A 26,980-nucleotide genomic window follows, 5' to 3' on the forward strand; every position below is an offset into this window, starting at 1 on the left:
GTAAGGCCGGTCCAGCCCTGGAGATGGCGCGATTGCTTCAGCGCGCCGGATGCGACCAGATGCGACACCCACTGCGGCGGCCCGCGTAGCCTGAGGCGATGACCGATGACGCCTGGCCGGTTCGCACCGCTCGACTGGAGATCCGGCGTGCGAGGCCGGACGACCTGGACGGGATCTGGGCCTACCGCTCCCTCCCGGAAGTGAACCAGTGGCTCGGCCGCATTCCGGGGTCGCTCGAGACCTTCCGCGAGCGGATGCAGGATCCCGAGCGGCTCTCGACCCTCTTCGTGATCTCGCCCGCTTCCCACGGAGATGCCGAGCCGGTGATCATCGGAGACGTGATGGTCCGCATCTCCGACGGCTGGGCGCAGCAGGAGGTCGCGGATCAGGCGGTCGGCGTCGAGGCCGAGCTCGGCTGGGTGCTGGCGCCCGCGTTCACCGGCCGCGGGTACGCGACGGAGGCGATCCGCGCGGTGATCGACGTCTGCTTCGGGTCTCTCGGCCTGCGCCGCATTCACGCCGGATGCTTCGCCGCCAACGAATCGTCCTGGCGGCTCATGGAGCGACTGGGCATGCGGCGCGAGGAGTTCAGCCGCAGGACCGCACTGCACCGTTCGGGCGAGTGGATGGACGGCATGAACTACGGCCTCCTCGCGGAGGAGTGGACCGCGTAGCCGTGGTGCGCCCTTGCCGGACGGGTCGCAAATCGCCGCTTCACCGCGCCCGAAGCGACCACACGCGACCCCTCGCCGCCGCAGGGCGCGGCAAGCCTCCTACGCGTCGCGGGATCGCCAGAGCAGCCAGACGAAGTAGGGGGCGCCGAGCAGAGCGACGACGAGCCCGGCGGGCAACTGCTCCGGGGCGATGATCGTCCGACCGATCGTGTCGGCGGCGCCGACGAGCAGCGCGCCGAGCAGCACGGACACCGGGATCACCCGCGAGTGCCGCGCCCCGACCAGCGCACGCGCGGCGTGCGGCGCGACGAGTCCGACGAAACCGATCACGCCGACCGCCGTGACGCTCAGCGCCGCCAGGACCGCGGCGGTGACAAGCAGCACCAGCCGGGTGCGCTCGAGGCCGATGCCCACCAGGCGCGGAGTGTCCTCGTCGAGCGCGAGCACATCCTCTTCACGCCGGAGTGCGAAGGCCAGCGGCAGCGCGATCAGCAGCACGACGGCGATCGGGATGATCTGCTCCCACACGCGCCCATAGGTCGTCCCGGACAGCCAGGTGTAGATCTTGGGCGTGTCCCACGGGTTCGCGCGCAGCAGCACGAAAGTCGTGAGCGCCATGGCTCCGTACGAGACGCCGATGCCGATGAGGATGAACCGATCGGCGTTGAGCCCTCGCCGCCACGCGAGCAGGTAGACGAGCGCGAACGCCAGCAGCGCACCCACGACGGCGGCCGAGATCATGCCGGCGGTCGACGCGACGGCGCTCGTGACGACGATCACGGCACCGAGTCCCGCGCCGCCGGTCACGCCGAGGATGCCGGGGTCGGCCAGCGGGTTGCGGCTGACGGCCTGGATCAGCGTGCCGGACAGCGCGAGAGCCGCACCGGCGCAGATGGCCGCCGTGATGCGCGGCGCGCGCTCCGACAGGGCGAACGCGATCTGCGGCGGGGCATCGCCCTGCAGCCACAGCGCGACGTCACCGGTGCGCAGCAGGCTCGTGCCGAGCAGCAGCCCGGCGACCGCGATCCCGACGACACCGATCACGGAGAGCCCGAGGACCACCCCGAAACGCGAGCTGCTCCGGACGCCGAAACGTACTTTCGGCGGTTCCCTGGTGGGCCCGGCATCCCGCAGCCGCCGTGCCATGAGCACGAGGATGATCGCACCGAGCAGCGTCGTCGCGACGCCGGTCGGGATGCTGATGGCAGCCTCCGCTCCGAGCAGCGCGCGTAGCACGGCATCCGAGAGGACGACGACGAGTGCGCCGATCAGGCCAGAGGCGGGGAGCAGGATCACGTGGCGCGCGAGGCCGGGGATGACCCGGGTGAGCAGGCGCGCGAGTACCGGGGCGCACAGACCCACGAACCCGAGCGGACCGGCGAGCGTCACCGAGATCGCGGTCAGCGCGACGGCGAACAGGATGCCGGCGGCGCGCGTCGAGCGGATCGGGACGCCCAGCGACGATGCCGTGTCGTCGCCGAGCGCGAGGACGTCGAACCGGCGACCCATCAGAATGGCGACTGCGAGCACGAGCACCACGACCGGTGCGGCCTGCAGGAAGGCATCCAGATTGAGCTGGGTCAGCGAGCCGCTGCCCCAGGCGAGCAGACCCTTGGTCTCTTCGGAGAAGAGGATGAGCAGCGTCGACGTGCCGGCCTGGAACGCCATCGCCAGCGCCGAACCGGCGAGTACGAGGCGGGTCGTGGACGAGGCCGCGCCTCCGGCGAGACCGAGCACGATCACCGCGCCGACGAGTCCGCCGGCGAACGCCACCGTTCCGGACGCCCAGATCGGCACCGCGATCCCGAAGGCGGCGACGACGGTGACGGCCAGATACGATCCGGCGGTCACGCCGAGAGTGTCCGGCGAGGCGAGCGAGTTGCGCGAGAGCGACTGCAGCAGGGTTCCCGCCACGCCCAGCGCGATGCCGACCGTGATGCCGGCGGCCAGCCGCGGGATGCGCGACCCCCACAGCACGGTCTCATCCGCGAAGATCGCCCCACTGGTGCCCTGGGTCAGGTGCCACAACGACACCAGCAGGAGCAGAGCCGTCAGTGCCAGCAGCGCCGCCACGGGCCCGAGGCGCGCGGCGCGCTGATCGGCCGCGGCATCCGCCTCGACCGGCGTGCCGCGCGTCTCGGTGACGGTCACTTGCTCAGAGCCGACACGTACGCGTCGATGATCTGCTGTGCGGAGCGGGGTCCGCCGAAGGTCCAGATGCCGGCCGGGAAGCTGTAGACCCGCTCCTCCTCGACGGCGGGGAGGGACTCCCAGACGCTGTTGCTGTCCAGCGCAGAGACGAAGTCGTCCTCGGTGTCGTCCACCGTGCCGGTGTGCAGCAGGTTGGCCTCGCCGACGGCGACCATGCCTTCGATGTCGGTCTGGCCGAGGCCGTAGGCCGGGTCGACCTCACCGGTCCAGGCGTTCGTGAGCCCGAGCTCTTCGCCGATCTCGCCGATGAGCGAGCCCTGGCCGAACGGGCGGATCGCGACGTTGCCGCCATCGACCCAGCCGTCGAAGAAGATGAAGTCGGTGGTCGCCAGGTCGGCATCTGCGAGCTCGCCCTTGGCGTCGGCGAGGTAGGCGTCGAACTCGTCCTTGACGACGTCGGCGCGCTCCTCGCGGCCGGTCGCCTGGGCGATCAGATCGAAGGTCGCGAGCATCTTGGCGATCGGGTCTGCGGCGTCGGCGCCGATCGTGGCGAGCACGGGCACGTCGTACGCCTCGAGCTGCGCGATGATCTCGTCATCCGCACCGGATGCCTCGACGATCACCAGGTCGGGGTTGGTCGCGAACAGCGCCTCGAGGTTCGGCTCCTGACGCGTTCCGACGTCGGTGACGCCCTCGGGGAGCACCTCAGCGGTGTCCCAGGTCGAGTAGCCCTCGGCATCCGCCACGGCGACCGGCGTGACGCACAGCGTGAGCGCGTCCTCGATCTGCTGCCACTCGAGGACGGCGACCCGCTCGGCGGGCTTGTCGAGTTCGACGGTGCGGCCGAAGTCGTCGGTCAGCGTGACCGGGTCGGTCGACGTCGCGGTGTCATCGGCCGAGCATTCCGCGCTGGTGGCCGATTCCGGAGCCGCGGTGTCCTGTGCGGCCACATCGGTCGTTCCGCAGCCGGACAGCGCGAGCGCGAGGACGCCGAGCGCCGCGAGGGAGGCGAGGGGAGCCTTCTTCATCATTCCTCTGTTCAGATCGTCGAGGCGGCGACCAGGGCATGGGATGCCCGGCTGCGCCGCTCTTGGTGACGCCCGCGCGGGTACACGCGGACGTGGTCTGTCTCGGCGTCGACGACGGTGTCGATGCGCAGTCCGTAGACCTCGGAGAGGTTCTCGGAAGTGAGCACGTGTTCAGGGGTGCCAGCGGCGCGCACACGGCCGCGGTGGACGAGGACGACCTCGTCGGCGACGGACGCCGCGTGGTCGAGGTCGTGCAGCACCACACCGAGCGCCGTGCCGCGGTCCGCAAGGTCGCGCACGAGCTCGAGCGTCTCGATCTGGTAGCGCAGGTCAAGATGGTTGGTCGGCTCGTCCAGGAGCAGGATGCCGGTGTCTTGCGCGAGGCAGGTCGCCAGCCAGACGCGCTGCAGCTCGCCGCCGGAGAGCTCGTCGACCGCGCGGTGCGCCATCTCGGTGAGACCGGTGAGCGTCAGGGCGTTGTCGATCGCGGTGCGGTCGGCATCGCTCATCCCGGAGAACCGGCCGCGGTGCGGGTGGCGCCCGAACGCGACGACGTCACGGATCTCGAGACCAGACGGATGCGGCCGCGACTGCGAGAGCATCGCGACGGTGCGGGCGAAGTCCTTCGCGTTGAGGGCGCGGGCCTCGGAATCTCCGATGTGCACGGTGCCGGCATCGATCGGATGCAGTCGCGCGAGCGAACGCAGCACCGTCGACTTGCCGCTGCCGTTCGGGCCGATGAGCGCGGTGACGGCGCCGGGGCGCAGCTGCAGCGACACGTCGTGCACCACGCGGTCCTTGCGGTACCCGAGCGCCAGGTTGTCGCCGCGCAGGGCGCTGACGGGGCCGTGAGATTCGGGGGCGTTCACGTTAGGAGAGCCTAACCTATTGGCAGATCCCGCGCCAAGCTCGCCGGTGACCCGGGCCGATCAGATGCGCATCCATCACACAGGCTTCGAGAGCATGGTTGATTCATGACGCTAGGCGAATACCCGGTGAGGGCATCGATCGGAGTGACGGACATCGAGCGGTCGGCATCGTTCTATGAGAAGGTGCTGGGCCTCGTCCCTGCGAGCATCGGGCCGAGCGCCGACATCGAAGGAGGCGCCCGGTTCTACGCGTGTGGGCGGGGGACCATGCTCAACGTGTTCGAGACGCCCACCGCGGGATCAACGCGCTCTACGGTCGCCACCTGGTATGTCGACGACCTCGATGCGATCGTCGCCGCGTTGGCCGAAGCGGGTGCCGAACTCATCCGCTACGAGGGCTTCGGTCAGGACGATCGGGGGATCGGACCTCGTGCGGGTGGCGGCCGCATCGCGTGGGTGGAAGATCCCGATGGGAACACGCTCGCTATCGAGACTGACGACTGACCGCCCTTCCCTTCCCAAGCTCAGCCCTTCCCTTCCCACGGCTCAGCGCCGCGCGAGGAGCAGCGCCGCCTCGGTGCGCGTCGAGACGCCGAGCTTGCGGAGGATCGCCGAGACGTGAACACTCGCGGTCTTGGTGCTGATGAACAGCCGCTCGCCGATCTGCCGGTTGCTCAGTCCCTCGGCGACGAGTTCCAGCACCTGGCGCTCGCGCGCTGTCAGCTCGGAATCCTCCCGTGGCTGCGCATGCGCGCCGGTTCGTGCGGCGAGCTCGGCCGCGGACCGCTGCAACCGGTCGTGCCCGATCTCAGCGGCGATGCGCTCGGCGCCCGCGAGATGACCCGCCGCCGCGATCCGATCGCCTGCCGCCAGCAGCGCCCTGGTCAGTTCGAGTCGCGCCGCCGCACGGACGACGGCCGGCATATCGTCTGCTTCGCCGGCGACCAGGGCGTTCTCGAGCTCGGGGATGCCGCCATTCGTCAGGCCCTCCAGCACGACCGTCCACGCCGCATCCTGAAGGGCGGCCGGTTGCGCGTGCCATGCGCCGAGAACCGCATGGGCCGCGGCATCCGTGTCCGTTCCGGCGGCCCGGGCTTCGGCGATGACCCACGCTCCCTCGAGCAGCAGCCGGCGCTGATTCGCGAGCGCGATCCCGTCGTCGGCGACCATGCGGCTGATCACCTCGACGGCGCCCGTCCAATCGCCGCGCGCGATCGCGAGTGCGAAGTCGGCTTCGACGATGTAGTACCAGACCTGGCGTTCGAGAGGCGCGGCCCGCGTCAGTGCGGGGATCCACTCGCTGCGCACCTGCTCGCCGTCGTCCACGCGACCGCGCCACGCGAGCGCGCGGATGCGCGACGTGGACAAATACAGCCCCGATCGCTGGACCACGTGACGATCCGGCACGGTGTCCAGCAGGCGCTCGACCTCGTCGATCTCACCGAGAGCGAGCAGCGGCTCGATCATGTTCTGCGTGAGCGCACCGCCCGAGCTGCGCAGCACGCCGAGTTCGCGCACACGTTGCAGTCCTTCTTCGGCGACCCGAAGCGCCTCCCGATAGTGGCCGCGCAGCGTCAGCGAATCGGAGTAGTTCACGCGGAACTGCACTCCCGCCCGCCCCGCCTGCGCGAGCTGTTCGGCCTCGTCGAACGCGCGCTGGGCATGGTCGATCTCGCCGAGCAGCATGAGCGAGCACGCTCTCAGATTGAGGGCGATCGAACGCTCTCCGTCGTCGCCGGCCGACCGCGCGGCGTGCTCAGCGGCCGTCGCGGCGAGGATCGAGGCGACGGACCGTCCGGCGAGCATGTGGCGGCTGGCGATGCCGTTGAGCACAGTGGCGCGCAGATGACCGTCGACGATGGAGTGCGCGTCGAGCAGCGCGAGCGCCTTCTCGTACCCCTCCAGCGGCCCAGGCCTGCCGAGGTTGGACAGGAACTGCGCGTGATCACGGAGCAGCCGGACGTGCAGCACCGGGTCGACCCGCTGCTCGTCGAGCTCGTCGAGTCCGAGCCGGGCGACGGCGAGAGCGCGCTCGTCGTCGCCGGCGTTGCGCAGAACGGATCCGAGCGTGATGAGCAGAGCGATCCGGTCGATGCCGGCGGAAGCCTCGGCATCCGGAACCTGCTCCCACAGCTCCAGCACAAGCTCGCCGAAGCGGGCGGCACTCGCGAAGGCATAGCCGGCCTTCGCCTGCCACATCGCCGCGACCGCTGAGGATAGGGCACGTTCCCGATCCTGTGCGAGCCGCCAGTGATAGGCCAGCGAGGCGTGGTTGCGCGACCCGTGCTCTTCGAGCGCCTCCGCGTACGAGCGGTGAAGGCGCGCCCGCTCCCCCGGAAGCAGGTCATCGTGCACGGCCTCGCGCAGCAGCGCATGGCGGAACCGGTAGTGCTCGTCGTCGACCACGAGGATGCCGCTGATCGTCGCCTCACGGATGGCGGCGTCGAGCCGTTCGTCGTCGTATCCGGTCAGCCGCGTCAGCAGCGGATGCGAGAGGGCTCTCTCGGCGCCGGCCGCGATCCGAACGACCGCGCGGGCGTCGTCTCCGAGCCGGTCGAAGCGGGTGAGCAGCAGCCCGGTGAGGCTCTCCGGCAGCGGTGCATCCGAGCAGCACGCGAGCTCCTCGATGAAGAACGGCACGCCCTCGGCGCGCTCGTGCATGCGCTCCAGCGCCGTGTCGCTCAGCTCGCGACCGGACAGCTGCTCGGCGAGGGCACGGGTGCCCGCGGCATCCAGACGGCTGAGCACGATCCGCTCGACCAGCCGCGCACGGCGGACGTCCGCGATGAATCGGCTGGTCGCGTCGCCCCGGCGGACGTCCTCCGACCGGCAGGTGAGCAGGATGAGGACGCGGCCGTGATCGATCGTGCGCAGCAGGAAGGCGAGCAGCGCGAGCGTGGAGTCGTCGGCCCAGTGCAGGTCTTCGACGAGGATGATCTGCGGACGATTCCCGGCGGCCGCCTCGATGAGGGTCGCTATCGCGTCGCGCAGGGCCTCTGGGCTGGTGCGATCACGACGCACGGCCTCGGTCGCCAGTTCCGGAAGCAGCACGCGCAGCGCTTCGCCCCCGGCTCCGACCGCTGCCAGCGCCTCATCAGGGCCGAGCACCGCGACCAGCGAACGCAGGATTCCGATCAGCGGCCCGAACGGGGTGCGGGCGGCACCGAGGTCGAGGAACCATCCGGCATGGACGTCGGCCTTCTCCGACACCGATGTCTCGAACTCGCGCACGAGCCGGGACTTGCCGATGCCTGCCTCGCCTTCGATGAGCACGGCGGACGGCTCTCCGGCGTCGGCCCGTTCGAAGGCACGCACCAGGTCGGCGAGATCGGCGTCGCGGCCGACCATCGTCGACGTGGGCGCCGCGAGTGACATGCCTTCATCGTGCCACTGCCCAGGGACATCCGGCGCGGACGTCGGAAAGAGGGCCGGTGAAGACGTCACCGGGTCGGCACGAGGAGGACGCTCGCGTCGACGGGCGCGCGATCGTCCAGGATTCCGCTTACGACGCGATCGGATGCCGTGGCCGACGGCATCGCCGCCGGGCCCTCCGATGCTTCCGCGACCGTGCCCGGATGTCCGGCGGCCGTCGCCCGTGTTCCCCGGAACGCCGCCGTGACGCGTTCGAACCAGCTGCGACGCGGCACCGAGCGCGTCTCGAGGCGCTCCAGGATCGCGCGTCGCCGTTCCACCGCGCGGTTGAGCATCTCCTGCTCGTGGAGCATGGCGCTGATGGTGAGGGACGGGTGCTCGTACATGGTGACTCCTCGGTTGGGATGTCTCCACACTCCGCTCTAAGGCCCCCGCGCGGCATCGGGCGAATGCCCTATCTTCGCCGCCGCCCACCTCAGGTGCACTCGCGAGAAAACGTTTCCCATGCCACACTGGCTTCGTGACCTCTGCGACCTATCACCTCGCGGGCGACTCGACTGTCGCCCCCATGAAGCCGGCCGAATCACCCATGAGCGGTTGGGGGCACTTCCTCGAAGAGGCATCCGGCGTCCCGACCCGCAACCACGCGTTCGGCGGCGCGACCACCGAGTCGTTCCTCGAGACCGGCTCGTGGGAGACGCTGCTCGCCGATGTCCAGCCCGGCGATACGGTCATCATCCAGTTCGGGCACAACGACCAGAAGCAGCCGGAGCTGCTGGCCTCACGGGGCGGCTATCAGGATCGCCTGCGCCGCTTCGTCGCGGACGTCCGTGCCAGGGCCGCCACCCCCGTGCTGTGCACCTCGTGCGCGCGGCGCTGGTTCGACGGCGGGCGCGTCATCCCGACCCACGGCGACTACCCCAACGCGGTCCGCGACCTCGCGCATGAGCTCGACGTGCCGCTGATCGACCTCTCCGTCTTCACCACCTGGCTGTACGAGGACCTCGGCGACGAGGGGTCGGCTCGCCTGCTCTCGCACTACGCCCCCGGCGAGACACAGGCGTGGCCGGACGGCCTCACCGACGACACGCACTTCCGTGTCGAGGGCGCACGCAAGATCGCCGCGTTCGTCGCGGCATCCTTGCGGGCGATCGAGCGCCGCGACGGCGACCTGCCGGCCCGCGGCGGCGCACTCGTGCACTGACCAGGCCCGACGCGGCCAGGCATCCTGGGTCGCACTTTCCGCCGGAAAGACCGCGGCCAGGCATCCTGGGTCGCACTTTCCGTCGGAAAGACCGCGACGAAACAGCAGAATTCGCGACCCGAACGACCCGGCTCGCGGGCCTGACGGCCGAAAGTGCGACCCGGAACGCTCAGCCGGACGGATGCCGTGTCACGGCGTCATGCGGTCGCCCCTTGCGCCTCGGCCGACGCCGTTGACGACGAGCAGCGCGCCGGTGTCGCTGAACTCCTGCAGGATCTCCTGCTGACGCTCCGATCCCGCTCGGTGCGTCAGCAGACTGACCCCGACGGCGGCGACGGTCGCGCAGACGAAGGCCGGCAGCAACTCGTACATCTCCGGCCACGCGGCATCCCAGATGAACACGCCCGCTGCGCCGACGAACATCCCGGCGAGCGCGCCCCAGTTGGTCAGCTTGCGCCAGAAGAGGCTCAGCAGGATCAGCGGACCGAACGCCGCACCGAATCCGGCCCACGCGAAGGACACGAGGCCGAGGATCGTGTCATCCGGCACGAGCGCCAGGACCGCCGCGACGATCGCGACGGCCAGCACGGCCATGCGCCCGAGCAGCACCATCCGCTTGCCGTCCGGCGGCGTCTTGCGCATGACCTTGTAGAGGTCCTCCACGAGCGCTGAGGAGCATACGATCAGCTGGCTCGAGATGGTCGACATGATGGCCGCGAGGACGGCCGCCAGCACGAGGCCAGCGACGAACGGATGCAGCAGTGTCTGCGACATCACCAGCACCACCGTTTCGGGGTTCGCCAGGTCGATGCCCTGCGAGGCCATGTAGGCGATGCCGACGAAGCCCGAGAACACGGCCCCGATCAGCGAGATGATCATCCACGTCATCCCGATCCGGCGAGCGCTCTTGGCCTCGCGAGGACTGCGCAGAGCCATGAAGCGCACGATGATGTGCGGCTGACCGAAGTATCCGAGCCCCCACGCGAGCGACGAGATGATCGCGAGCAGCGTGCCGCCGGTCAGCGCCGTGCCGCCCAGGAGCGACATGTGGTCGGGGGCGAGCTCCTCGACGTACGCGCCGACCTCGCCGAAGCCGCCGACGGCGACGACCGCCGAGACCGGGACGACGATCAGTGCCACGACCATCATCAATCCCTGCACGACGTCGGTGAAGGATGCCCCGAGGAAGCCGCCGAACAGCGTGTAGAGCAGCGTGACGCCGGCGACGAGCGCCATCCCGAGCAGGTAGTCCGAGTTGAACGAGCTCTCGAAGAAGACGCCGCCGGCAACCATCCCGGAGGAGATGTACAGCGTGAAGAACACCAGGATCACGACGCCGGCGAGGATCCGCAGCAGCCGCGACGAATCGCGCAGGCGGTTCTCGAAGAAGCTCGGCACTGTGATCGAGTTGCGCGACACCTGCGTGTACGCCCGAAGCCTCGGCGCCACGAGCAGCCAGTTCAGATAGGCGCCGACGGTCAGGCCGACGGCGATCCACGCCTCGATGAGTCCGGAGAGGTAGATCGCCCCCGGCAGTCCCATGACGAGCCAACCGGACATGTCGGATGCCCCGGCGCTGAGCGCCGCCACCCACGGCGGCAGATCCCGCCCGCCCAGCATGTAGTCCTCGTGGTCGGTGGTGCGTCGGAACGCCACCCACCCGATCAGGAGCATGGTTGCGAAGTACAGCCCCAATGCGATGTAGATGAACACCTGGTCGGACATCATCGTCCCTTCCGTTGTGCGGCGAGTGCTTCCGATCCTGTCAGCACGGGATGCCGAGGGCCACCCGATATGCGGCCCGGGAGTTTCGCGTTCAGGCCACGGCGGCGCCGATCAGCACCTCGGCCGCGCGGCGGGCCTGGACGGCGGCCTGCGGATCTCCGGAGATCGCCGCGGTGCTCTGCGCGCCCTCGGCGAGGATCGACAGCTGCGCGGCGAGCGCGTCGGACCCGCCGGCGTCGGCCACGAGCGCCGCCATCGAACGCTGGAACGAGGCCTTGTGCTCGCGGACGATGCGCGCGACCTCGGGGTTCGTACCTCCCAGCTCGCCGAACGCGTTGATGAAGGCGCACCCGCGGAACCCGTCGGCGCAGAACCAGTCCTCGAGGTAGCCGTACACGGCGAGCAGTCGGTCGCGTGGATCCGCACCCGCGGACGCGACCGCTCCGGACAGCGCCGACTCCCACTCGCCGTGCTTGCGCTCCAGCACGGCGGACACGATCTCGTTCTTGGACGGATACAGCGCGTACAGACGCCGCAGCGACACGCCGGCCGCTGTGCGGAGCTCATCCATGCCGACGGCGGCGTAGCCCTTGCGGTAGTACAGCTCCTCCGCAGCGGAGAGGATGCGTTCGCGCGCTTCGTTCTCGTCCATGACGACATTCTACTTGACATGAGAACGATCGTTCTCTAATGTCGTCATCAGCAGCGAGAACGATCGTTCTCACCGAGACAGAGGAGACATCATGGGCTACATCACCGTCGGCCAGGAGAACAGCACGTCGATCGAGCTGTACTACGAGGACCAGGGCGCCGGACAGCCGGTCGTGCTCATCCACGGCTACCCGCTCAACGGGCACAGCTGGGAGCGCCAGACCCGCGAGCTGCTGGATGCCGGTTACCGCGTGATCACCTACGATCGCCGCGGCTTCGGGCAGTCGTCCAAGGTCGGCACCGGCTACGACTACGACACCTTCGCGACCGACCTGAACACGGTCCTCGAGACGCTCGACCTGCGCGACGTCGTCCTCGTCGGCTTCTCGATGGGAACCGGCGAGCTCGCCCGCTACGTCTCCCGCTACGGGCACGAGCGCGTCGCCAAGCTCGCCTTCCTCGCCTCGCTCGAGCCGTTCCTCGTCGCCCGCGACGATAACCCTGAGGGCGTGCCGCAGGAGGTCTTCGACGGCATCGCCGCCGCGGCCAAGGGCGACCGCTACGCCTGGTTCACGCAGTTCTACAACGACTTCTACAACCTCGAGGAGAACCTCGGCAGCCGCATCAGCCAGGAAGTCGTCACCGCCAACTGGAACCTCTCGGTCACCAGCGCCCCCGTCGCCGCGTACGCGGTGGTTCCGGCGTGGATCGAGGACTTCCGCGCCGACGTGGATGCCGTCCGCGACGCCGGCAAGCCCACGCTGATCCTGCACGGCACGAAGGACAACATTCTTCCGATCGACGCCACCGCTCGCCGCTTCCACCAGGCGGTCCCGGCGGCCGAGTACGTGGAGGTCGAGGGTGCACCGCACGGCCTGCTCTGGACGCACGCCGACGAGGTCAACGCCGCGCTGACCGCGTTCCTCGCGAAGTGAGGCGAGTCCCGGCATCCGATGCGGAATCCGGATGCCGGGACTACCGGCTCAGCAGTCGCGGACGCGCCGACGGTCGCGACTGCTCGGGCGAAAGCACAGCGAGCACCCGGACGAGCGTCGTCATCCAGAGCAGCCCGAGTCCCACCACGATCGCCTCGAGCACCGTGACCGAATAGAGCTCGAACGGGATGCACAGGATGACCGCGACGGCGACCAGCACCCCGACGACGACCGTCGTCAGCACCAGCGGGGCAGGCGGTCCGGGCATCACGATCGTCGTCACCACGGCGGCCGCGACGAACAGCACCAGCGTCGCGGTCGCCGCGATGTTGTGCGCGACGACGATGCGATGGATCGGGAAGAGCCCGACGCACGCCAGAGCGACGCCGGTCCCGGCCCAGAGCACCACGACCCACCCGATCCATCCGAGCCGGTCGTCGCCGAGGATGCGGTGCAGATCCCGTCCGATGTACGAGCCGACGGTCGCGACGAGCAGCCCCGCGACCACGAGCGTCCCGTTGAACGCCCAGGAGCCGGCGCCGATCCCGAGCTGCGAGAAGTTCAGCTCCCACCACGCCGGATCCGCCGCGGTCAGCATCGCGAAGAGCGTCCCGATGACCAGGTACGTGAACAGCAGGCCGGACAGGTCACCGGTGTCCAGGCCGATCCCCGCCCCGAAGGCCAGCCGCCCGCTGACGGCGGACGCGACTCCGGTGAGGATGCCTCCGCCGATCGCCGGCAGCTCCAACCCCTGAAGCCCGACGCCGAGGATCTCCCCCGCGAGCAGCACGCCGAGTGCGGTGACCCCCGCGAACGCGATCATCAGCGCGACGGCCGAGACATCGGACACGATCGCCTGCCAGCGCGGCATCGGCATCGTCTCGCCCCGTCGGTGCAGGAACGTGCTGACGACGAAGGCCGCCGCCGCGACGAGCCCCGCGATGATCGCCGCGGGGATGCCGACAGAACCGTCGCCCGCGATCGGGCGGGGATTGCCCCACAGCACGATCGTGCCGACGACCGCGCCGACGAGGAAACTGATGGCGGTGGCCCAGATCGCGCGGGTCTCCTGCAGCATCGGCTCTCCCTCGTCCATGCCTCCATCGAACCATGGCCCGCCGACGCCACTTCCTCCTCGTGCGGCGAGCGACGACGGCGGAGCCGACCGCTCCCATCGGTACAGATGCACGACCCGGTTACAGATGCGCGACCGATTCACCGATTGAATCGTGCAGGTGTTCCCGAGTCGTGCATCTGTACCCGGTGGAGGGCTGGGAAGGTCAGCCGCGCATGGCGACGCCGCGGCGCCAGTACCCCATGAAGGCGACCTGCGAGCGGTCGATCCCGAGGTCCTTCACGAGGTGACGACGCAGCGTGGTGACGACGCCGCTCTCACCGGCGATCCAGAAGTAGCGCTCCGCGGATGCGCCGGCGTTCTCGACGTCCTCCCCCAGGCCCGAGTACGCCGGCGTCTCCCACACGAGGTCCTCGCCGTCGATGTCGGTGACGACGATCTCGTCGGTGTCGTCGTCGCCGAGATAGTCGAGCACCGTCGGGATCAGGCGCAGGCCGTGCTGCGCCTCCCCACGGGGCAGCCAGTGCACCTCGACGCCCTCCGGAGCACCGATCGCGAGGATGTCCTCGGCCGCGGGCACCTCGATGAACGCGTGCCCGCGCAGGTTCCGCGGAGCGTCCTCCAGAATGCGTGCGATCGCCGGCGCCGCCGTCTCATCCCCCGCCAACAGCACCGAGGACGCGCCCCCCGGTGCGTACTCGATGCCGCCGCGGTCCTCTCGTCCTCGGCGCGGACCGATGAGGAACAGTTCCTTGCCCGGTTCGGCCGAAGACGCCCACAGCGATGCCGGCCCGGTGAGCCCCGGCGCCAGATGCAGCACGAAGTCGATCACGACCTCGGTGTCTCCGGCATCCGACACCCGCAGCTCCCGGATCGAGTAGGTGCGCATCGACCCTCGTTCCTCCTCCGGGACGGCCAGGTACGACCCCCACCAGTCGTCGGTGTCGCGATCCAGCGGCGGCAGGATGCCGGAGGCCGGCGGGAAGATCAGCTTGATGCGCGCGTCATAGACCTCCCCCGGCGTTCCGAACTCGGCGATCTCGTCGCCGCCGAACGTGATGCGGACGAAGTTCGGCGACACCCGTTCGACCGCACGCACCTCCGCGCGTCCGAGGACGTACGACGACTTGGGCTTGGTGGTGGTCTCAGCGGACATGATGCCTCCCGATCGGTGTGACCATCGGTTTCCCGGAGACCGGGTCGATGGTGATGTGGTTCGCCATGCCGAACACGGATTCGACGAGGTCGCTGGTGACGACGTCCGCCGGCGCGCCGGTGGCGTGCACGCGCCCGCTCTTCATCGCGACGAGCTCGTCGGAGTAGCGGGCGGCGAGATTGAGGTCGTGCAGCACCATGACGATCGTGGTGCCGCGCGAGACGCTGAGGTCGGTGAGCAGGTCGAGCACCTCGACCTGGTGCGCGACATCGAGGAAGGTCGTCGGCTCGTCCAGCAGCAGGATGTCGGTCTCCTGCGCGAGCGCCATCGCGATCCAGACCCGCTGACGCTGACCGCCGGAGAGCTCGTCCACGCTGCGGTCGGCGAGGTCGGCCGTTCCGGTGGCGGCGAGCGCGTCGGCGACGGCCTCGTAGTCACGGGCGCTCCAGCGCGCGAGCACCTTCTGGTGCGGATGCCGGCCGCGGCCGACGAGGTCGGCGACCGCGATGCCCTCAGGCGCGACGGGCGACTGCGGAAGCAGACCGAGGACGCGGGCGACCTCCTTGGTCGGGCGGGCGTGCACGGACCTGCCGTCCAGCACGACCTGTCCGGCCTTCGGCGACAGCAGCCGCGCCAGCGAACGCAGCAGCGTCGATTTGCCGCATCCGTTCGCGCCGACGATCGTCGTGATCTTCCCCGGCGCGACCGCCAGATCCAGCCCGTCGATGATCGTGCGGTCGCCGTAGGCGAGGGTGACGCCCTCGGCGCTCAGCTGGTGGGTCGCGGTCACAGCGATGCCCCCTGTCGGTTCGTGCGGATGAGCAGATAGATGAGGTACGGCGCTCCGAGGATGCCGGTGATCACGCCGACCGGGTAGCGGCCGGGCAGCGCGAACTGGCCGATCAGGTCTCCGCCGAGCACGAGCAGGGCGCCGATCAGCGCAGAGGGCAGCATCAGGTTCGCCCCCGGGCCGGTGATGCGCGCGGCGATGGGGCCGGCCATGAAGGCGACGAACGCGATCGGTCCGGTGGCGGCCGTGGCGAACGCGAGCAGCGCGACGGCGCAGACGATGACGAGCATCCGCGTGCCCGTCACGCGCACGCCGAGCCCGGCGGCCGAGTCGTCGCCGAGCCGCAGCATCCCGAGCGAGCGTGCCTGTGCGAACATCAGCGGCAGGATGACGAGACTCGCGATCGCGAGCGGGGTCACGCGCTCCCACGAGGCGTTGTTCAGACTGCCGGCGAGCCACTGCATCGCGGTCTGGATGTCCCACTGCGCGGCGCGGGAGAGCAGGTACGAGATGATGCTCTGCAGCATGGCGGCGACGCCGATGCCGATGAGGATCAGGCGCGTGCCGGCGAAGCCGCCCTTGTTCGAGAGCAGGTAGATCGCGATCGCGGTGACGAGCGCTCCGGCGAGCGCGAACACCGAGACGACGGGGCCGTCGAGCGAGAGCACGATGATGCCGATGACGGCGGCGACGCTGGCCCCGTCGGTGATGCCGATGATGTCGGGGGATGCCAGCGGATTGCGCAGCAGCGTCTGGAACGAGACACCGGCGATGCCGAACGCGACACCCGCCAGGATCGCGAGCGCCGTGCGAGGCAGGCGCAGTTCTCCGACCGTGAAGGATGCTCCGGGCACCGTCTCGCCGAGCATGACGCGGATGATCTCGCTCGGCGTGTAGAAGGTGTCGCCGACCATGAGCGCGATCGCAGCCAGCGCGAACAGCAGCACGGCCAGGACGCTGGTCGCCGTCGCGTGGCGGCGATGGCGGGCGCGGCGGCCGGCGATGACGGCGGCGACGTCCGCCCGCGGGGTCTCCACGATGGTGTCCATGGTGCTCACAGTTCGCGCACCTTCTGTCGGCGGACGATCCAGATGAAGAACGGGGCGCCGACGAGCGCGGTGATGATGCCGACCTGGATCTCCTCCGACGAGGGTGCGATCACCCGGCCGATGATGTCGCTGGCGAGCAGCAGCACGGCTCCGGCGACCGCGGAGAAGGGCAGCAGCCAGCGGTGGTCGGTGCCCAGCAGCATGCGGCAGAAGTGCGGGATGACGAGGCCGACGAAGCCGATCGGTCCGGCGATGGCCGTCGCGGCTCCGGCGAGGATGACGGCGCCGACGGCCGAGATCAACCGCGTCCGGAAGACGTGCTCGCCGAGCCCCGCGGCCATGTCGTCGCCGAGCGCGAGCGAGTTCATGCCGCGTGCGGAGGCGAAACAGATGAGCGCGCCGATCGCGAGAGCAGGCGCCGTCACGGCGATGCGCGGCCATTCGGCGCCGCCGACGCCGCCGACCTGCCAGGACTGGAATGACTGGAGCAGGTCGACGCGGGGCAGCATGATCGCGCTGATCAGCGACGCGAAGGCCGCAGACGTCGCGGCTCCGGCGAGGGCGAGTTTGAGCGGGGTGGCGCCGCCGCGTCCGAGAGAACCGACCGTGTACACGAAAGTCGCGGCGATCGCGGCACCGACGATCGCGACGATCAGGTAGCCGTTCGCGTCCGAGAGCCCGAGGAACGCGATCCCGATCACGACCGCCAGCGAGGCCCCAGTGGTGACGCCGAGGATGCCGGGGTCCGCGATCGGGTTGCGGGTGATCGCCTGCATCGTGGCGCCGGACAGCGCGAGCGCGGCGCCGACGAGGATCGCGAGCACCGTGCGCGGCATGCGCTTGATGATCGCGGCCTGAGCGACCGTGTCGTCCTGGCCGGAGAGGGCCGCTGCGAGGTCGTCGATCGTCACGGTCCGGATGCCGAAGGAGAGCGACAGGACGCTCAGGACGACGATGACGCCGAGGCCAGCCAGCAGCCAGAGCACGCGCACCACCACCGGGCGCCGAAGATCGACGGCGCCCGGTGACGAGGTGACGGCTGCTGAGCTCACTCGGAGACGAGCGGGGCCTCGAGGACGGCGAAGTACTCGTCGATGCCCCACGGGATGGACAGCGGCGACGGGTTGGCCGATGCGGCGAGCGGAGTGGCGTCACCGAGGACCGCGATGTGACCGGCGGCGATCGCCGGGATCTTGGACAGCAGCGGGTCGGCCTGCAGCACGGGGATGATCGACTCGTCGCCGTAGCTGACGAAGACATCGACGTCGGCGAAGGAATCGGCCTCCTCCGAGCTCACGTCCAGCGAGAACTCGGTGCTGTCCGCGTTCTCCTCGACGATCGCCGGGAGCGGCAGTCCGAGCGAGTGCAGGAAGCCGGGACGCGTGTCGGCGGCGGTGTAATAGCTGATCTGGCTGAGATCGCTCGGGTCGATGTACGCGAACAGCAGCGTCGCATCCTTCAGTGCGGGGTGCGCCTCGAGCGCGGCATCCGTCTGCGCGTGCAGATCCTCGATGAGCGCCTCGCCCTCGCCTTGCAGTCCGAGCGCGGTGGAGTTGAGGGTGATCATGTCCTCGACCGACGTTCCCCACGCGATGCCGGGCTGCGCGATCACCGGAGCGATCTTGGAGAGCGTGTCGTACTGCTCCTGCGTCAGGCCCGAGTACGAGGCGAGGATGACGTCGGGCTTCGTGTCGGCCACGGCCTCGTAGTCGATCCCGTCCGTCTCGTCGAAGAGCACCGGTGTCTCGGCATCCAGCTCCTCGAGCTTGTCCTCGACCCACGGCAGGACGCCGTCGCCGTCGTCGTCGCCCCAGGTGGCCTTGCTCATGCCGACCGGGATGATGCCCAGGGCGAGCGGAACCTCGTGGTTGGCCCACGCGACGGTCGCGACGCGCTCCGGCTTCTCGGTGATGGTCGTCTCGCCGTAGACGTGCTCGATCGTGACGGGGAACGTGCCGTCGGATGCCGCGGCGGCATCCGCGTCGGTGCTGCTGGGCGCGGAGGACGAGCAGGCGGCGAGGCCGACGGCCAGCACTGCTGCGGCGCCGAGGCCGAGGAGTCGAGAAGTGCGCACGGGTATCCCTTTCGGGTCGGGTCGGGGTGGCGGCTTCGGAAGCGGATGCTTTGGTAAGCCTGCCCTAATCTAACAGACGGTTAGGGTCGCCTCAGTTCGAGATGTCACAGACCGGGCGGACTAGCGTGGAGCCATGCGGATGACGGCGGCGGTGCGCAGCGCGAAGCGCGGACCCCTGCTGCAGGTCGTGAAGTCGGCCGTGGCGACGATCGCCGCCTGGCTCATCGCCGGCTGGCTGATCCCCGGACCCCTGCCCGTGTTCGCCGCGATCGCCGCACTGCTGGTCGTGCAGCCGAGCGTCAATCAGTCCTTGGCGAAGGCGCTCGAACGCAGCATCGGAGTCATCGCCGGGGTGCTCATCGCGGTCGCGCTCACGCTCCTGCTGGGACCGCAGAGCTGGGTCGTACTGCTCGCGATCGTGGTCGCGATGCTGGTCGCCTGGGCATTCCGTGCGACGCCCGGCACGGGCAATCAGGTCGCGATCTCGGCGATGCTCGTGCTGGCGCTCGGCGCAGACAGCCCGGAGTACGCGCTGGACCGGATCGTCGAGACGCTCATCGGAGTGGCGATCGGCATCATCGTGAACGCACTGATCGTCCCCCCGGTGCTCGTTGCCCCGGCGCGACGCGATCTCGGACTGCTCGGCGGCGAGCTCGCCGCGAGCCTCGACCGACTCGCCGATGCTCTCGCGACACCGCGGACACCCGCGCAGTTGCAGGAGCTCATGGTGCAGGCTCGCCTGCTGCGTCCGATGCAGGTGTCCGCCGAGGCATCCATCACCGCGGGCGAGGAATCGCTCACGCTCAATCCGCGGCGGTCATCGCACCGCGACGAACTGCGTGAGATGCGTGAGCTGCTGACCCGTCTGTCGCCGATCGTGACGCAGGCGATCGGGATGACGCGGGCGTACTTCGACCACTACGACGATTCACTGGGCGACGAGCCGATCGTGCACGCGATCGCCGAACAGCTGCGCAGGGCGGGCCACGACGTGCGCCTGGCCGTGCAGATCGCGGACGTCGCGACGGAACCGGACGCCCTGACCTCGGCGATTCCCGCGCTGACGGCGCCGCTGGAGGTCGCGCCTCCGGCATCCGCGCACTGGATCCTCATCGGTTCGCTGCTCGAGGATCTCCGCCGCATCCGCGGAGAGCTTGTCGGGCAGGACTGACCAGCGCTCAGCGGCGCTTGTCGTCATACATCGCGGCGTCTGCCCGATGCAGCGCCGCCTCGACGGTCTCATCCGGTTCGACCAGGATCACGCCCCACGACCACGGGTGAGTGGCGTACGACCGCAAGCGGCGCATCACCGCGGCGGCCTCTTCGGCATCCGTCTCCGGCAGCACCATCGCGAACTCGTCGCCGCCGAGTCGGCCGACGATGTCTGTGCTCCGCGACAGCGACATCCACTGCGCGGTCAGCACCCTGAGCACGTCATCGCCCGCCGCATGGCCGGCTTGGTCATTCACTTCCTTGAACTTGTCGAGATCGAGCACCGCGATCGCCACCGGTCGCGCGTGCCGCGCGGCACGACGGAACTCCATCTGCGCCTTCGCCATGAACCCACGGCGGTTGAGCACACCCGTCAGTTCGTCGGTGTTCGACTCCAGGCGGATGCGGTGGCGGACGTAGAGTCCGGCTTCGAGGCACAGCCAGGTGAAGCAGGCCGCCCCGATGAGGTTCGCGGGTCCGATCGGGCCTGGTGGACCGCCGATCTCACCGGTGAACGGTCCGGACACGGCCGCCGCGCCGACGGCGAGGAGAATCGCGAGCTCGCCGATTCGGGCGACGCGGGCTCCATAGAACCAGGAGAAGTACATCGCCATGATCGGGAGCTCCTGCAATGCGGCGATCGCATTCTGCCGCTCATCGGAGAAGCCGAGATAGTAGACGGACACGATCGCGTGGAGCCCGACCAGTGCGAGACCGAGCCAACTCGGCAGTTCGACCCCGCCGATGCCGACCATCGCAGTGACACCCAGTCCGGCGACGAGGATGCCGATCGACAGCCCGACCTCGAACACGGTGAGGTCCGTCTCGAAGAGCTCGAGCGCGCCCAGCAGCGAGAACAGCAGCGCGAGCCCCGCCGTGACGACCGAATAGATCGACGTGCGTTCACGTGCGTGCTTCAGCCAGCCGGTCCGCAACCAGCGGAGCTCCTCGGCGTCCGAGGCCTTGATGCCCTGTACGACCATGACGGCGTCCTCTCACAGGACCCTCCCCAGAGCCCCTCCCCCCACTAGAGTACGGCTTTTCCGCGGGGCTACACTGAACCGTGACCAGACCGCTGTCCCCCCAGAACGATCCGACCGCGCAGATCGTCTTCCAGCCCATCGTGGATCTCGAATCCTGGTCTGTCGTCGGCTTCGAGGCCCTGGCCCGGTTCCGGGACGGAACGGCACCCCTCGTGCGGCTGGCCGACGCCGAAGCCGCCGGACGTCGGGAATGGCTGGAACTGCATCTCATCGAGCTCGCCGTCGCCGAAGCCGCGCCCCTGCCGGACGGATTGTTCATCACGCTGAACGCCTCGGGGACGACGATGCTGCACGCCCAGCTTCCGCCCCTGCTCGCCGCCTCCGACCGCCCGTGGGGGATGGAGCTGTTCGAGGGCGAGACACCGGCAGATCTGACCGTGATCCGCGAACTCATCACGCGGCTGGGCGGCCAGCTGCTCGTCGACGATGCCGGGGCAGCCCAGGCCGACGAAGCCCGCATCGCGACTCTCCGACCGGACGTCGTCAAGATCGACCGCGCGCTCTTCTGGGAGCTGCGCTCGGATCCGGGCGCTCGCGAACGGCTCCGCCCGCTCGTCGCCGCGGCGAGAGACGCGCGGGCCAGCCTGCTCGTGGAAGGCGTGTCCGAGCCCGATCACGTCGATCTCGCCCGTGAGATCGGGGCGGATCTCGCCCAGGGCTTCCACCTCGGCATGCCCGTGCCCGCGACCGAGATGGCTGAGGCGCTGCGCGCGCTACGCCGGAGCGTCGGGGTGGATGCTCCGGGTCTCTGACCTCCGGCTCGCGCCCCCCTTGCTCTGCCGCCGCACCTTCGGCAGCACCTTGATGACTCCGAGCACGACATAGATCACGGTGTTGATCGCGACGAACGTCGCGAAGACGCTGAACCAATCGGTGTACAGGATGGACTCGGGGAGCAGGAATCCGGTGCGCACGGCATCCGTCGTCTGAGCGATCATGCGATCGCCCCGTTCGCCGAGCCGTGTTCGACGTGCTTCCACGTCGCACTGCGACCGAACGCGATCTCGAACACGCCCCTCAGGAACGCGAGGTTGAGGAAGCAGTCGTAGACGAGCTCGGGAAACACCAGAGCCGCGACCATCCGGGCACGCCACCCGCCCCGCCACACCGTGATGACCCGTTCGACGGCGAACAGCGCTCCGATGCCGAGCCAGAACGGGAACCACACCCAGGTGTCCATCGACACGATCATCAGCACGATGAGGACGAAGTAGGAGAACAGCGCGAGCACACCGTATCCGATGCCGATCTGCTGCGCCCAATAGCGCAGCGTCTGCGGTGTGACGCCGTACGCCCCGAGGTTCTCGAGTGCGCCGCGTTGCCAGCGCAGGCGCTGAGCCCACAGCATCCGCCACGAGGGCATGAGCTCGGTGACGACGCTGCACTCTCGCGGCGAGATCGTCAAGCCGCCCAGCGACTTGATCGCGATCGTGAGCTCGTTGTCCTCCGTGAGAGCGAAGGTGTCGTAGACGTCGCCTGTTCGGCCGGGCAGCTCGGTGCCCCTCGCCTCGGCGACGGCCCGCAATGCCGACGCGCGGAACACCGAAGCGGTGCCGGTGAGCACGAACACGCGACCGTCCCGGCGCTGGATCTCGCGCTGGTATCGGAAGTACTCGTTGCGCTGGAACTGTCCGAGCAGCCCGTGACCCTCCTCGCCCTCGAAGAGCCCGCCGACCGACATGAGCGCACGGTCGGCCGTGAAGCGGCGGACCGCCTCGGTGAGGTAGCCGACGCCGATCTGACTGTCCGCGTCCATCACCATGACGGTGTCGTTGTCGCCGAGAAGCGGCAGCAGATCGGCGAGTGCCTGGTTGAGCGCGCCACCCTTCTTGTGCGTGTTCCCGACCGTCTCGAAGACGTCGGCGCCGTGCGCATGCGCGACGTCGACGGTGCCGTCGGTGCAGTTGTCGGCGACGACGATCACGCGCGTGGGCCGAGTCGTCTGGCGTTGCAGGGAACGCAGTGTCTCCGGAAGCGAGGCCTCCTCGTTGTGCGCCGGGATGAGGACGGTGACGGTCACCTCTCCGGCGAACACCCCGCGGGTGCGATCCATGACGGCGCGGGGTGCGAGCGTGAGTCTGGTCACCTCGGCTCCGGCGCGGCGGTACCGACTCGCCACGATGCGCTCGCTGACCACGACGAACAGGACGAGCAGCAGCGCGATACCGAGCGCTGTCGCGAGCACGGCGAGGTTCGGAAGCTCGGTGCTGTACATCACCTGCCACACGCCGGCGAGCGTCAGATGAGCCGGGTCCCACAGGGTCGGCGGATCGGTCGCCGCGATCCCCCACCACAGCAGCCCCGCCGCGAGCAGCACGATGACGATCACGGCCAGCCCGACCGTTCGCTGGAAGATCCTGTTCACAAGCGCCCCCTCCGGCCTCGATCACTGCCTCACACCCTGCCATACGCGCGGCGCCGACGCGCATCCTGCGACGGCGCCCCGAGCTTCGACGTACCCTGGGACCATGACCCGACTGGACCAGGCGCTGGCGGATCTCGCCGCTCTCGAGGACCCGAAGATGCGCGCAGCGAACGAGAAGCGCGGCGACGATCACGGGATCAACCTGTCGCAGATGCGCGCCCTCGCGAAGAAGATCAAGACCGACCACGACCTCGCTCTCGAGCTGTGGGCAACCGGCGAGACGGCGCCGCGCCTGCTGGCCATGCTCATCGGCCGCGTGAAGGACTTCTCGGTCGACCAGCTCGACGCGATGGTGCGCGAGACCGAGGTGCCGAAGGTCAACGACTGGTTCGTCAACTACCTCGCGAAGAAGTCACCGCACGCCGAAGAGCTGCGGCTGCGCTGGTTCGACGACTCCGATCCGACCGTCGCCGCGGCCGCCTGGTCGCTGACCGCCGTTCGGGTCGCGAAGGACCCCGAAGGGCTCGACCTCGAGTATCTGCTCGACATCATCGAGCGCGACATGAGGGATGCCCCGTCACGCCTGCAGTGGGCCATGAACGAGACCCTCGCACAGATCGGCATCTTCCATCCGGACCTGCGCGCACGCGCACGCGGCATCGGCGAGAAGCTGCAGGTCCTCGCCGACTATCCGACCGCGCCGGGATGCACCTCGCCGTTCGCGCCGATCTGGATCGACGAGATCGTGCGACGGCGCGAGGGCTGAGCGGGTCAGACCGGGGTGCCGTCCGGGCGGCGCTCCGGGTCGGTGCTCGTCGGGGCGCCGTTCCAGCCGAGGCCCTGATTGCCCTGCTGTGCGAGCAGTGCCTGCAGGTCGGCGTGGATGGCGTCGAGGCGCTCGCAGATCGCCTGTCCGTCGGTGGTCGCGGCCGGGGTGAAGGTGTCGTTGGTGGTCATGAGGCGACTCTCGCGCGGCATCCCGAAGGCGCACAGGCCGTTGAATCACGCGCGGCTCCGTGATAGCGCAGCGCCAGGGTAGGGGATGATCGAAGGACCATGACTTCCTCTGCGCGGCTCAACCCCGCCGTCCTCCCGGACGGCTCCGATGCGGATGCCGTGTACCTGGCGTTCGTCGAATGGGCGGAGTCCACGGGCATCACGCTCTACCCCGCGCAGGACGAAGCGGTCATCGAGATCGTGTCCGGAAACAACCTGATCCTGTCGACGCCGACCGGAACAGGGAAGTCCCTGGTCGCGATCGGCGCGCATTTCGCCGCGCTCGTCGACGGGCGCCGCAGCTATTACACCGCCCCCATCAAGGCCCTCGTGAGCGAGAAGTTCTTCGCACTCGTCGACATCTTCGGGCCCGACAACGTCGGCATGGTCACCGGCGATTCGGCCGTGAACGCCGACGCGCCGATCATCTGCTGCACCGCGGAGATCCTCGCCAATCTCTCGCTGCGCCAAGGGTCTTCCGCAGACGTCGGACAGGTCGTGATGGACGAGTTCCACTTCTACGGCGACCCCGACCGGGGCTGGGCGTGGCAGGTGCCGCTGCTCGAGCTGCCGCAGGCGCAGTTCATCCTGATGTCGGCGACGCTCGGCGATGTCACCTCGCTCGCCGAGGACCTCACGCGGCGCACCTCCCGCCAGACGGCGACGGTCACGGGTGTGGAGCGCCCTGTTCCGCTGCACTTCTACTACGAGACGACACCCATCCACGAGACCGTCGAGGAGCTGCTGTCGACGGGTCAGGCACCGATCTACGTCGTGCACTTCTCGCAGGCCGCCGCGATGGAGCGCGCCCAGGCGCTGTCGAGCACCAAGATCGCGACCCGCGAGCAGCGCGACGAGATCGCCGATCTGATCGGTGGGTTCCGTTTCACGACCTCGTTCGGCAAGACCCTGTCCCGGTTCCTGCGGGCCGGCATCGGCGTGCACCACGCAGGGATGCTGCCGAAGTACCGCCGCCTGGTCGAGCAGCTCGCCCAACGCGGACTCCTGCGGGTCATCTGCGGCACCGACACGCTCGGCGTCGGCATCAACGTGCCGATCCGGACGGTACTGCTCACGGCGCTGACGAAGTTCGACGGCACGCGGATGCGTCAGCTCAACGCCCGCGAGTTCCATCAGATCGCCGGTCGGGCCGGTCGCGCGGGCTACGACACCGCGGGGACGGTCGTCGCGCAGGCCCCGGAGCACGAGTCCGAGAACGTCGCCGCGGTGAAGAAGGCCGGCGACGACCCGAAGAAGAAGCGCAAGATCGTGCGCAAGAAGGCGCCGGATGGCTTCGTCTCCTGGGGTGAGCCGTCGTTCCTCAAGCTCGTCGCCGCCGAACCGGAGACGCTGACCTCGCACATGCAGATCACGAGCGCCATGATGCTCAACGTGATCGGCCGCGGCGGAGACGTGTTCGCGAATGTGCGCTCGCTCGTCTTCGACAATCACGAGCCCCGGGCGAAGCAGCGGGTCCTCGCGATCCGCGCTCTCGGGATCTACCGGACGCTGCGCGAATCCGGCATCGTCGAGGACGACGCCGACGGCATCCGTCTGACCGTCGACCTGCAGCCGAACTTCGCCCTCAACCAGCCGCTCTCACCCTTCGCCCTCGCGGCGTTCGAGCTGCTGGACCCCGAATCCGCGACGTTCGCGCTCGACATGATCTCGATCGTCGAGTCCACGCTGGACGATCCGCGGGCGATCCTCAGCCAGCAGGAGTTCCTCGCCCGCGGCGAGGCTGTGGCGAGCATGAAGGCCGAGGGCATCGAGTACGACGAGCGCATGGAGCTGCTCGAGCAGATCACGTACCCGAAGCCCCTCGAGGAGCTCCTGGACGCCGCATTCAAGACGTTCAGCGCCGCACAGCCGTGGATCCGCGATTTCGAGCTGCGCCCCAAGTCCGTCGTCCGCGACATGTACGAGCGAGCCATGTCGTTCGGGGAGTACGTCGCCCAGTACAAGATCGCCCGATCCGAGGGCGTCGTCCTGCGCTACCTCTCTGATGCGTATCGCGCGGCATCCCAGACCATCCCCGAGGACCTCAAGACCGAGGATCTGCGGGATCTCATCGAGTGGCTCGGGGAGCTCGTCCGCCAGGTCGACTCGAGCCTGCTCGACGAGTGGGAGGAACTGCGCGCCGGCACGGACAACGGCATCGTCGATCTGCATCGCCCGGACGACGAGCCCATCGTCCCGCCTGCGCCCAAGCGTCTCACCTCGAACGTGCGCGCCTTCCGCATCCTCGTGCGCAACGAGCTGTTCCGCAGGATCCAGCTCGCCGCCCGCGAAGACGTGGATGGTCTCGCCGAGCTGGATCCGGAGTTCGGCGCCGACGCCTGGGATGCCGCCCTGGACGCGTACTTCGCCGAGCACGACGAGATCCTCACCGGCGGCGACGCCCGCAGTTCGAAGCTGCTGCTCATCACCGAGGGTCGCGCCGAGTGGACCGTGCGCCAGATCCTCGACGACCCCGCCGGGGATCACGACTGGGGCATCGCGGCGACGATCGACCTCGCCGCCTCCGACGAGGCGGGCGAGGCCGTCGTCCGGGTGACCGCGGTCGACCGCCTCTAGACGTCGGGGCGACATCCGCTGGCGGACAGACCGG

General features: G+C 69.3%; 25 protein-coding genes. 8 read left to right on the forward strand and 17 right to left on the reverse strand.

The features are described 5' to 3' along the window. Positions 1-98 precede the first annotated feature (98 nt). Positions 99-674: a GNAT family N-acetyltransferase gene (locus OED01_RS14645; RefSeq protein WP_264156016.1), complete on the forward strand. Its 576-nt coding sequence runs from the start codon at positions 99-101 to the stop codon at positions 672-674. Between the two features lie 99 nt (positions 675-773). On the opposite strand, the gene OED01_RS14650 is transcribed toward OED01_RS14645, so the two are convergent. The 3 genes from OED01_RS14650 to OED01_RS14660 are packed head-to-tail and all read right to left on the reverse strand — an operon-like array spanning position 774 to position 4,722. Beyond that, positions 774-2,825 carry an iron ABC transporter permease gene (locus OED01_RS14650; RefSeq protein WP_264156017.1) on the reverse strand — a complete coding sequence of 684 codons (2,052 nt, stop codon included), beginning with the start codon at positions 2,823-2,825 and terminating at the stop codon, positions 774-776. Further along, a complete protein-coding gene (locus OED01_RS14655; RefSeq protein WP_264156018.1) occupies positions 2,822-3,856 on the reverse strand; it encodes an iron-siderophore ABC transporter substrate-binding protein in 1,035 nt (344 codons plus the stop codon). Before OED01_RS14655 ends, OED01_RS14650 begins: the two co-directional genes overlap by 4 nt. An 8-nt stretch (positions 3,857-3,864) precedes the next feature. Next, the gene (locus tag OED01_RS14660) at positions 3,865-4,722 is read right to left on the reverse strand and encodes an ABC transporter ATP-binding protein (RefSeq protein WP_264156019.1); all 858 of its coding nucleotides are present in this window, start codon (positions 4,720-4,722) and stop codon (positions 3,865-3,867) included. 105 nt (positions 4,723-4,827) lie between these two features. Here OED01_RS14660 and OED01_RS14665 point away from each other — a divergent pair, with 105 nt between their 5' ends. Beyond that, entirely contained in the window at positions 4,828-5,226 is a 399-nt protein-coding gene (locus OED01_RS14665; RefSeq protein WP_264156020.1) for a VOC family protein, read from the forward strand. Between the two features lie 42 nt (positions 5,227-5,268). On the opposite strand, the gene OED01_RS16445 is transcribed toward OED01_RS14665, so the two are convergent. Further along, the gene (locus tag OED01_RS16445) at positions 5,269-8,097 is read right to left on the reverse strand and encodes an ATP-binding protein (RefSeq protein WP_318841110.1); all 2,829 of its coding nucleotides are present in this window, start codon (positions 8,095-8,097) and stop codon (positions 5,269-5,271) included. 65 nt (positions 8,098-8,162) lie between these two features. After that, positions 8,163-8,480 (reverse strand): hypothetical protein, encoded by a 318-nt coding sequence (locus OED01_RS14680; protein WP_264156021.1) that lies wholly within the window; start codon positions 8,478-8,480, stop codon positions 8,163-8,165. Positions 8,481-8,614: 134 nt separating this feature from the next. Here OED01_RS14680 and OED01_RS14685 point away from each other — a divergent pair, with 134 nt between their 5' ends. Further along, on the forward strand, positions 8,615-9,298 hold the full coding sequence (locus OED01_RS14685; RefSeq protein ID WP_264156022.1) for a rhamnogalacturonan acetylesterase: 684 nt from the start codon (positions 8,615-8,617) through the stop codon (positions 9,296-9,298). Between the two features lie 189 nt (positions 9,299-9,487). On the opposite strand, the gene putP is transcribed toward OED01_RS14685, so the two are convergent. Together putP and OED01_RS14695 are read right to left on the reverse strand one after the other, a co-directional pair. Then, positions 9,488-11,023 (reverse strand): sodium/proline symporter PutP, encoded by a 1,536-nt coding sequence (gene putP, locus OED01_RS14690; RefSeq protein WP_264157983.1) that lies wholly within the window; start codon positions 11,021-11,023, stop codon positions 9,488-9,490. 91 nt (positions 11,024-11,114) lie between these two features. Beyond that, positions 11,115-11,675 (reverse strand): TetR/AcrR family transcriptional regulator, encoded by a 561-nt coding sequence (locus OED01_RS14695; RefSeq protein WP_264156023.1) that lies wholly within the window; start codon positions 11,673-11,675, stop codon positions 11,115-11,117. 91 nt (positions 11,676-11,766) lie between these two features. Between OED01_RS14695 and OED01_RS14700 the strand changes: the two genes are divergently transcribed. Beyond that, positions 11,767-12,609: an alpha/beta fold hydrolase gene (locus OED01_RS14700; RefSeq protein ID WP_264156024.1), complete on the forward strand. Its 843-nt coding sequence runs from the start codon at positions 11,767-11,769 to the stop codon at positions 12,607-12,609. A 40-nt stretch (positions 12,610-12,649) separates the two neighbouring features. On the opposite strand, the gene OED01_RS14705 is transcribed toward OED01_RS14700, so the two are convergent. The 6 genes from OED01_RS14705 to OED01_RS14730 form a co-directional block, all read right to left on the reverse strand. After that, positions 12,650-13,705, reverse strand: coding sequence for a DUF998 domain-containing protein (locus tag OED01_RS14705; protein ID WP_264156025.1), 1,056 nt, complete (start codon positions 13,703-13,705; stop codon positions 12,650-12,652). Positions 13,706-13,889: 184 nt separating this feature from the next. Continuing rightward, positions 13,890-14,840: a siderophore-interacting protein gene (locus tag OED01_RS14710; protein ID WP_264156026.1), complete on the reverse strand. Its 951-nt coding sequence runs from the start codon at positions 14,838-14,840 to the stop codon at positions 13,890-13,892. Then, positions 14,830-15,630, reverse strand: coding sequence for an ABC transporter ATP-binding protein (locus tag OED01_RS14715; RefSeq protein WP_264156027.1), 801 nt, complete (start codon positions 15,628-15,630; stop codon positions 14,830-14,832). The genes OED01_RS14710 and OED01_RS14715 overlap by 11 nt, the downstream gene beginning before the upstream one ends. Beyond that, positions 15,627-16,679 (reverse strand): FecCD family ABC transporter permease, encoded by a 1,053-nt coding sequence (locus OED01_RS14720; protein ID WP_264156028.1) that lies wholly within the window; start codon positions 16,677-16,679, stop codon positions 15,627-15,629. Before OED01_RS14720 ends, OED01_RS14715 begins: the two co-directional genes overlap by 4 nt. A gap of 5 nt (positions 16,680-16,684) precedes the next feature. Further along, entirely contained in the window at positions 16,685-17,731 is a 1,047-nt protein-coding gene (locus tag OED01_RS14725; RefSeq protein WP_264156029.1) for a FecCD family ABC transporter permease, read from the reverse strand. Beyond that, positions 17,728-18,753 carry an iron-siderophore ABC transporter substrate-binding protein gene (locus tag OED01_RS14730; RefSeq protein ID WP_264156030.1) on the reverse strand — a complete coding sequence of 342 codons (1,026 nt, stop codon included), beginning with the start codon at positions 18,751-18,753 and terminating at the stop codon, positions 17,728-17,730. Before OED01_RS14730 ends, OED01_RS14725 begins: the two co-directional genes overlap by 4 nt. A 133-nt stretch (positions 18,754-18,886) precedes the next feature. On the opposite strand from OED01_RS14730, the gene OED01_RS14735 reads away from it, so the two are divergent. Continuing rightward, positions 18,887-19,924, forward strand: a complete 1,038-nt coding sequence (locus OED01_RS14735; protein ID WP_264156031.1) for an FUSC family protein — start codon at positions 18,887-18,889, stop codon at positions 19,922-19,924. A gap of 7 nt (positions 19,925-19,931) precedes the next feature. Here OED01_RS14735 and OED01_RS14740 read toward each other — a convergent pair whose 3' ends face one another. Then, positions 19,932-20,948, reverse strand: a complete 1,017-nt coding sequence (locus OED01_RS14740) for a GGDEF domain-containing protein (protein ID WP_264156032.1) — start codon at positions 20,946-20,948, stop codon at positions 19,932-19,934. An 80-nt stretch (positions 20,949-21,028) separates the two neighbouring features. Between OED01_RS14740 and OED01_RS14745 the strand changes: the two genes are divergently transcribed. Continuing rightward, the gene (locus tag OED01_RS14745) at positions 21,029-21,760 is read left to right on the forward strand and encodes an EAL domain-containing protein (protein ID WP_264156033.1); all 732 of its coding nucleotides are present in this window, start codon (positions 21,029-21,031) and stop codon (positions 21,758-21,760) included. Here the strand turns inward: OED01_RS14745 and OED01_RS14750 are convergent. Further along, positions 21,722-21,946: a hypothetical protein gene (locus tag OED01_RS14750; RefSeq protein WP_264156034.1), complete on the reverse strand. Its 225-nt coding sequence runs from the start codon at positions 21,944-21,946 to the stop codon at positions 21,722-21,724. The genes OED01_RS14745 and OED01_RS14750 overlap by 39 nt on opposite strands. Beyond that, on the reverse strand, positions 21,943-23,373 hold the full coding sequence (locus tag OED01_RS14755; RefSeq protein WP_264156035.1) for a glycosyltransferase family 2 protein: 1,431 nt from the start codon (positions 23,371-23,373) through the stop codon (positions 21,943-21,945). The genes OED01_RS14750 and OED01_RS14755 overlap by 4 nt, the downstream gene beginning before the upstream one ends. 103 nt (positions 23,374-23,476) lie before the next feature. Here OED01_RS14755 and OED01_RS14760 point away from each other — a divergent pair, with 103 nt between their 5' ends. Next, on the forward strand, positions 23,477-24,139 hold the full coding sequence (locus tag OED01_RS14760; RefSeq protein WP_264156036.1) for a DNA alkylation repair protein: 663 nt from the start codon (positions 23,477-23,479) through the stop codon (positions 24,137-24,139). 5 nt (positions 24,140-24,144) lie between these two features. Here the strand turns inward: OED01_RS14760 and OED01_RS14765 are convergent, their stop codons facing one another. Continuing rightward, positions 24,145-24,330: a hypothetical protein gene (locus OED01_RS14765; RefSeq protein WP_264156037.1), complete on the reverse strand. Its 186-nt coding sequence runs from the start codon at positions 24,328-24,330 to the stop codon at positions 24,145-24,147. A 99-nt stretch (positions 24,331-24,429) separates the two neighbouring features. On the opposite strand from OED01_RS14765, the gene OED01_RS14770 reads away from it, so the two are divergent. Next, positions 24,430-26,946 (forward strand): DEAD/DEAH box helicase, encoded by a 2,517-nt coding sequence (locus OED01_RS14770; RefSeq protein WP_264156038.1) that lies wholly within the window; start codon positions 24,430-24,432, stop codon positions 26,944-26,946. The last annotated feature ends 34 nt before the right edge of the window (positions 26,947-26,980 follow it).

Origin of the sequence: Microbacterium sp. M28, from assembly GCF_025836995.1 — a bacterium.
Taxonomy (GTDB): Bacteria; Actinomycetota; Actinomycetes; order Actinomycetales; family Microbacteriaceae; genus Microbacterium.

Bases quoted from the DNA above. Each gene is read 5' to 3' on its own strand.
- OED01_RS14645 (WP_264156016.1), top strand. From the start codon at position 99: ATGACCGATGACGCCTGGCCGGTTCGCACCGCTCGACTGGAGATCCGG.
- OED01_RS14655 (WP_264156018.1), bottom strand. From the start codon at position 3,856: ATGATGAAGAAGGCTCCCCTCGCCTCCCTCGCGGCGCTCGGCGTCCTC.
- OED01_RS14665 (WP_264156020.1), top strand. From the start codon at position 4,828: ATGACGCTAGGCGAATACCCGGTGAGGGCATCGATCGGAGTGACGGAC.
- OED01_RS16445 (WP_318841110.1), bottom strand. From the start codon at position 8,097: ATGTCACTCGCGGCGCCCACGTCGACGATGGTCGGCCGCGACGCCGAT.
- OED01_RS14680 (WP_264156021.1), bottom strand. From the start codon at position 8,480: ATGTACGAGCACCCGTCCCTCACCATCAGCGCCATGCTCCACGAGCAG.
- putP (WP_264157983.1), bottom strand. From the start codon at position 11,023: ATGTCCGACCAGGTGTTCATCTACATCGCATTGGGGCTGTACTTCGCA.
- OED01_RS14695 (WP_264156023.1), bottom strand. From the start codon at position 11,675: ATGGACGAGAACGAAGCGCGCGAACGCATCCTCTCCGCTGCGGAGGAG.
- OED01_RS14700 (WP_264156024.1), top strand. From the start codon at position 11,767: ATGGGCTACATCACCGTCGGCCAGGAGAACAGCACGTCGATCGAGCTG.
- OED01_RS14705 (WP_264156025.1), bottom strand. From the start codon at position 13,705: ATGGACGAGGGAGAGCCGATGCTGCAGGAGACCCGCGCGATCTGGGCC.
- OED01_RS14710 (WP_264156026.1), bottom strand. From the start codon at position 14,840: ATGTCCGCTGAGACCACCACCAAGCCCAAGTCGTCGTACGTCCTCGGA.
- OED01_RS14720 (WP_264156028.1), bottom strand. From the start codon at position 16,679: ATGGACACCATCGTGGAGACCCCGCGGGCGGACGTCGCCGCCGTCATC.
- OED01_RS14735 (WP_264156031.1), top strand. From the start codon at position 18,887: ATGCGGATGACGGCGGCGGTGCGCAGCGCGAAGCGCGGACCCCTGCTG.
- OED01_RS14740 (WP_264156032.1), bottom strand. From the start codon at position 20,948: ATGGTCGTACAGGGCATCAAGGCCTCGGACGCCGAGGAGCTCCGCTGG.
- OED01_RS14750 (WP_264156034.1), bottom strand. From the start codon at position 21,946: ATGATCGCTCAGACGACGGATGCCGTGCGCACCGGATTCCTGCTCCCC.
- OED01_RS14760 (WP_264156036.1), top strand. From the start codon at position 23,477: ATGACCCGACTGGACCAGGCGCTGGCGGATCTCGCCGCTCTCGAGGAC.
- OED01_RS14765 (WP_264156037.1), bottom strand. From the start codon at position 24,330: ATGACCACCAACGACACCTTCACCCCGGCCGCGACCACCGACGGACAG.
- OED01_RS14770 (WP_264156038.1), top strand. From the start codon at position 24,430: ATGACTTCCTCTGCGCGGCTCAACCCCGCCGTCCTCCCGGACGGCTCC.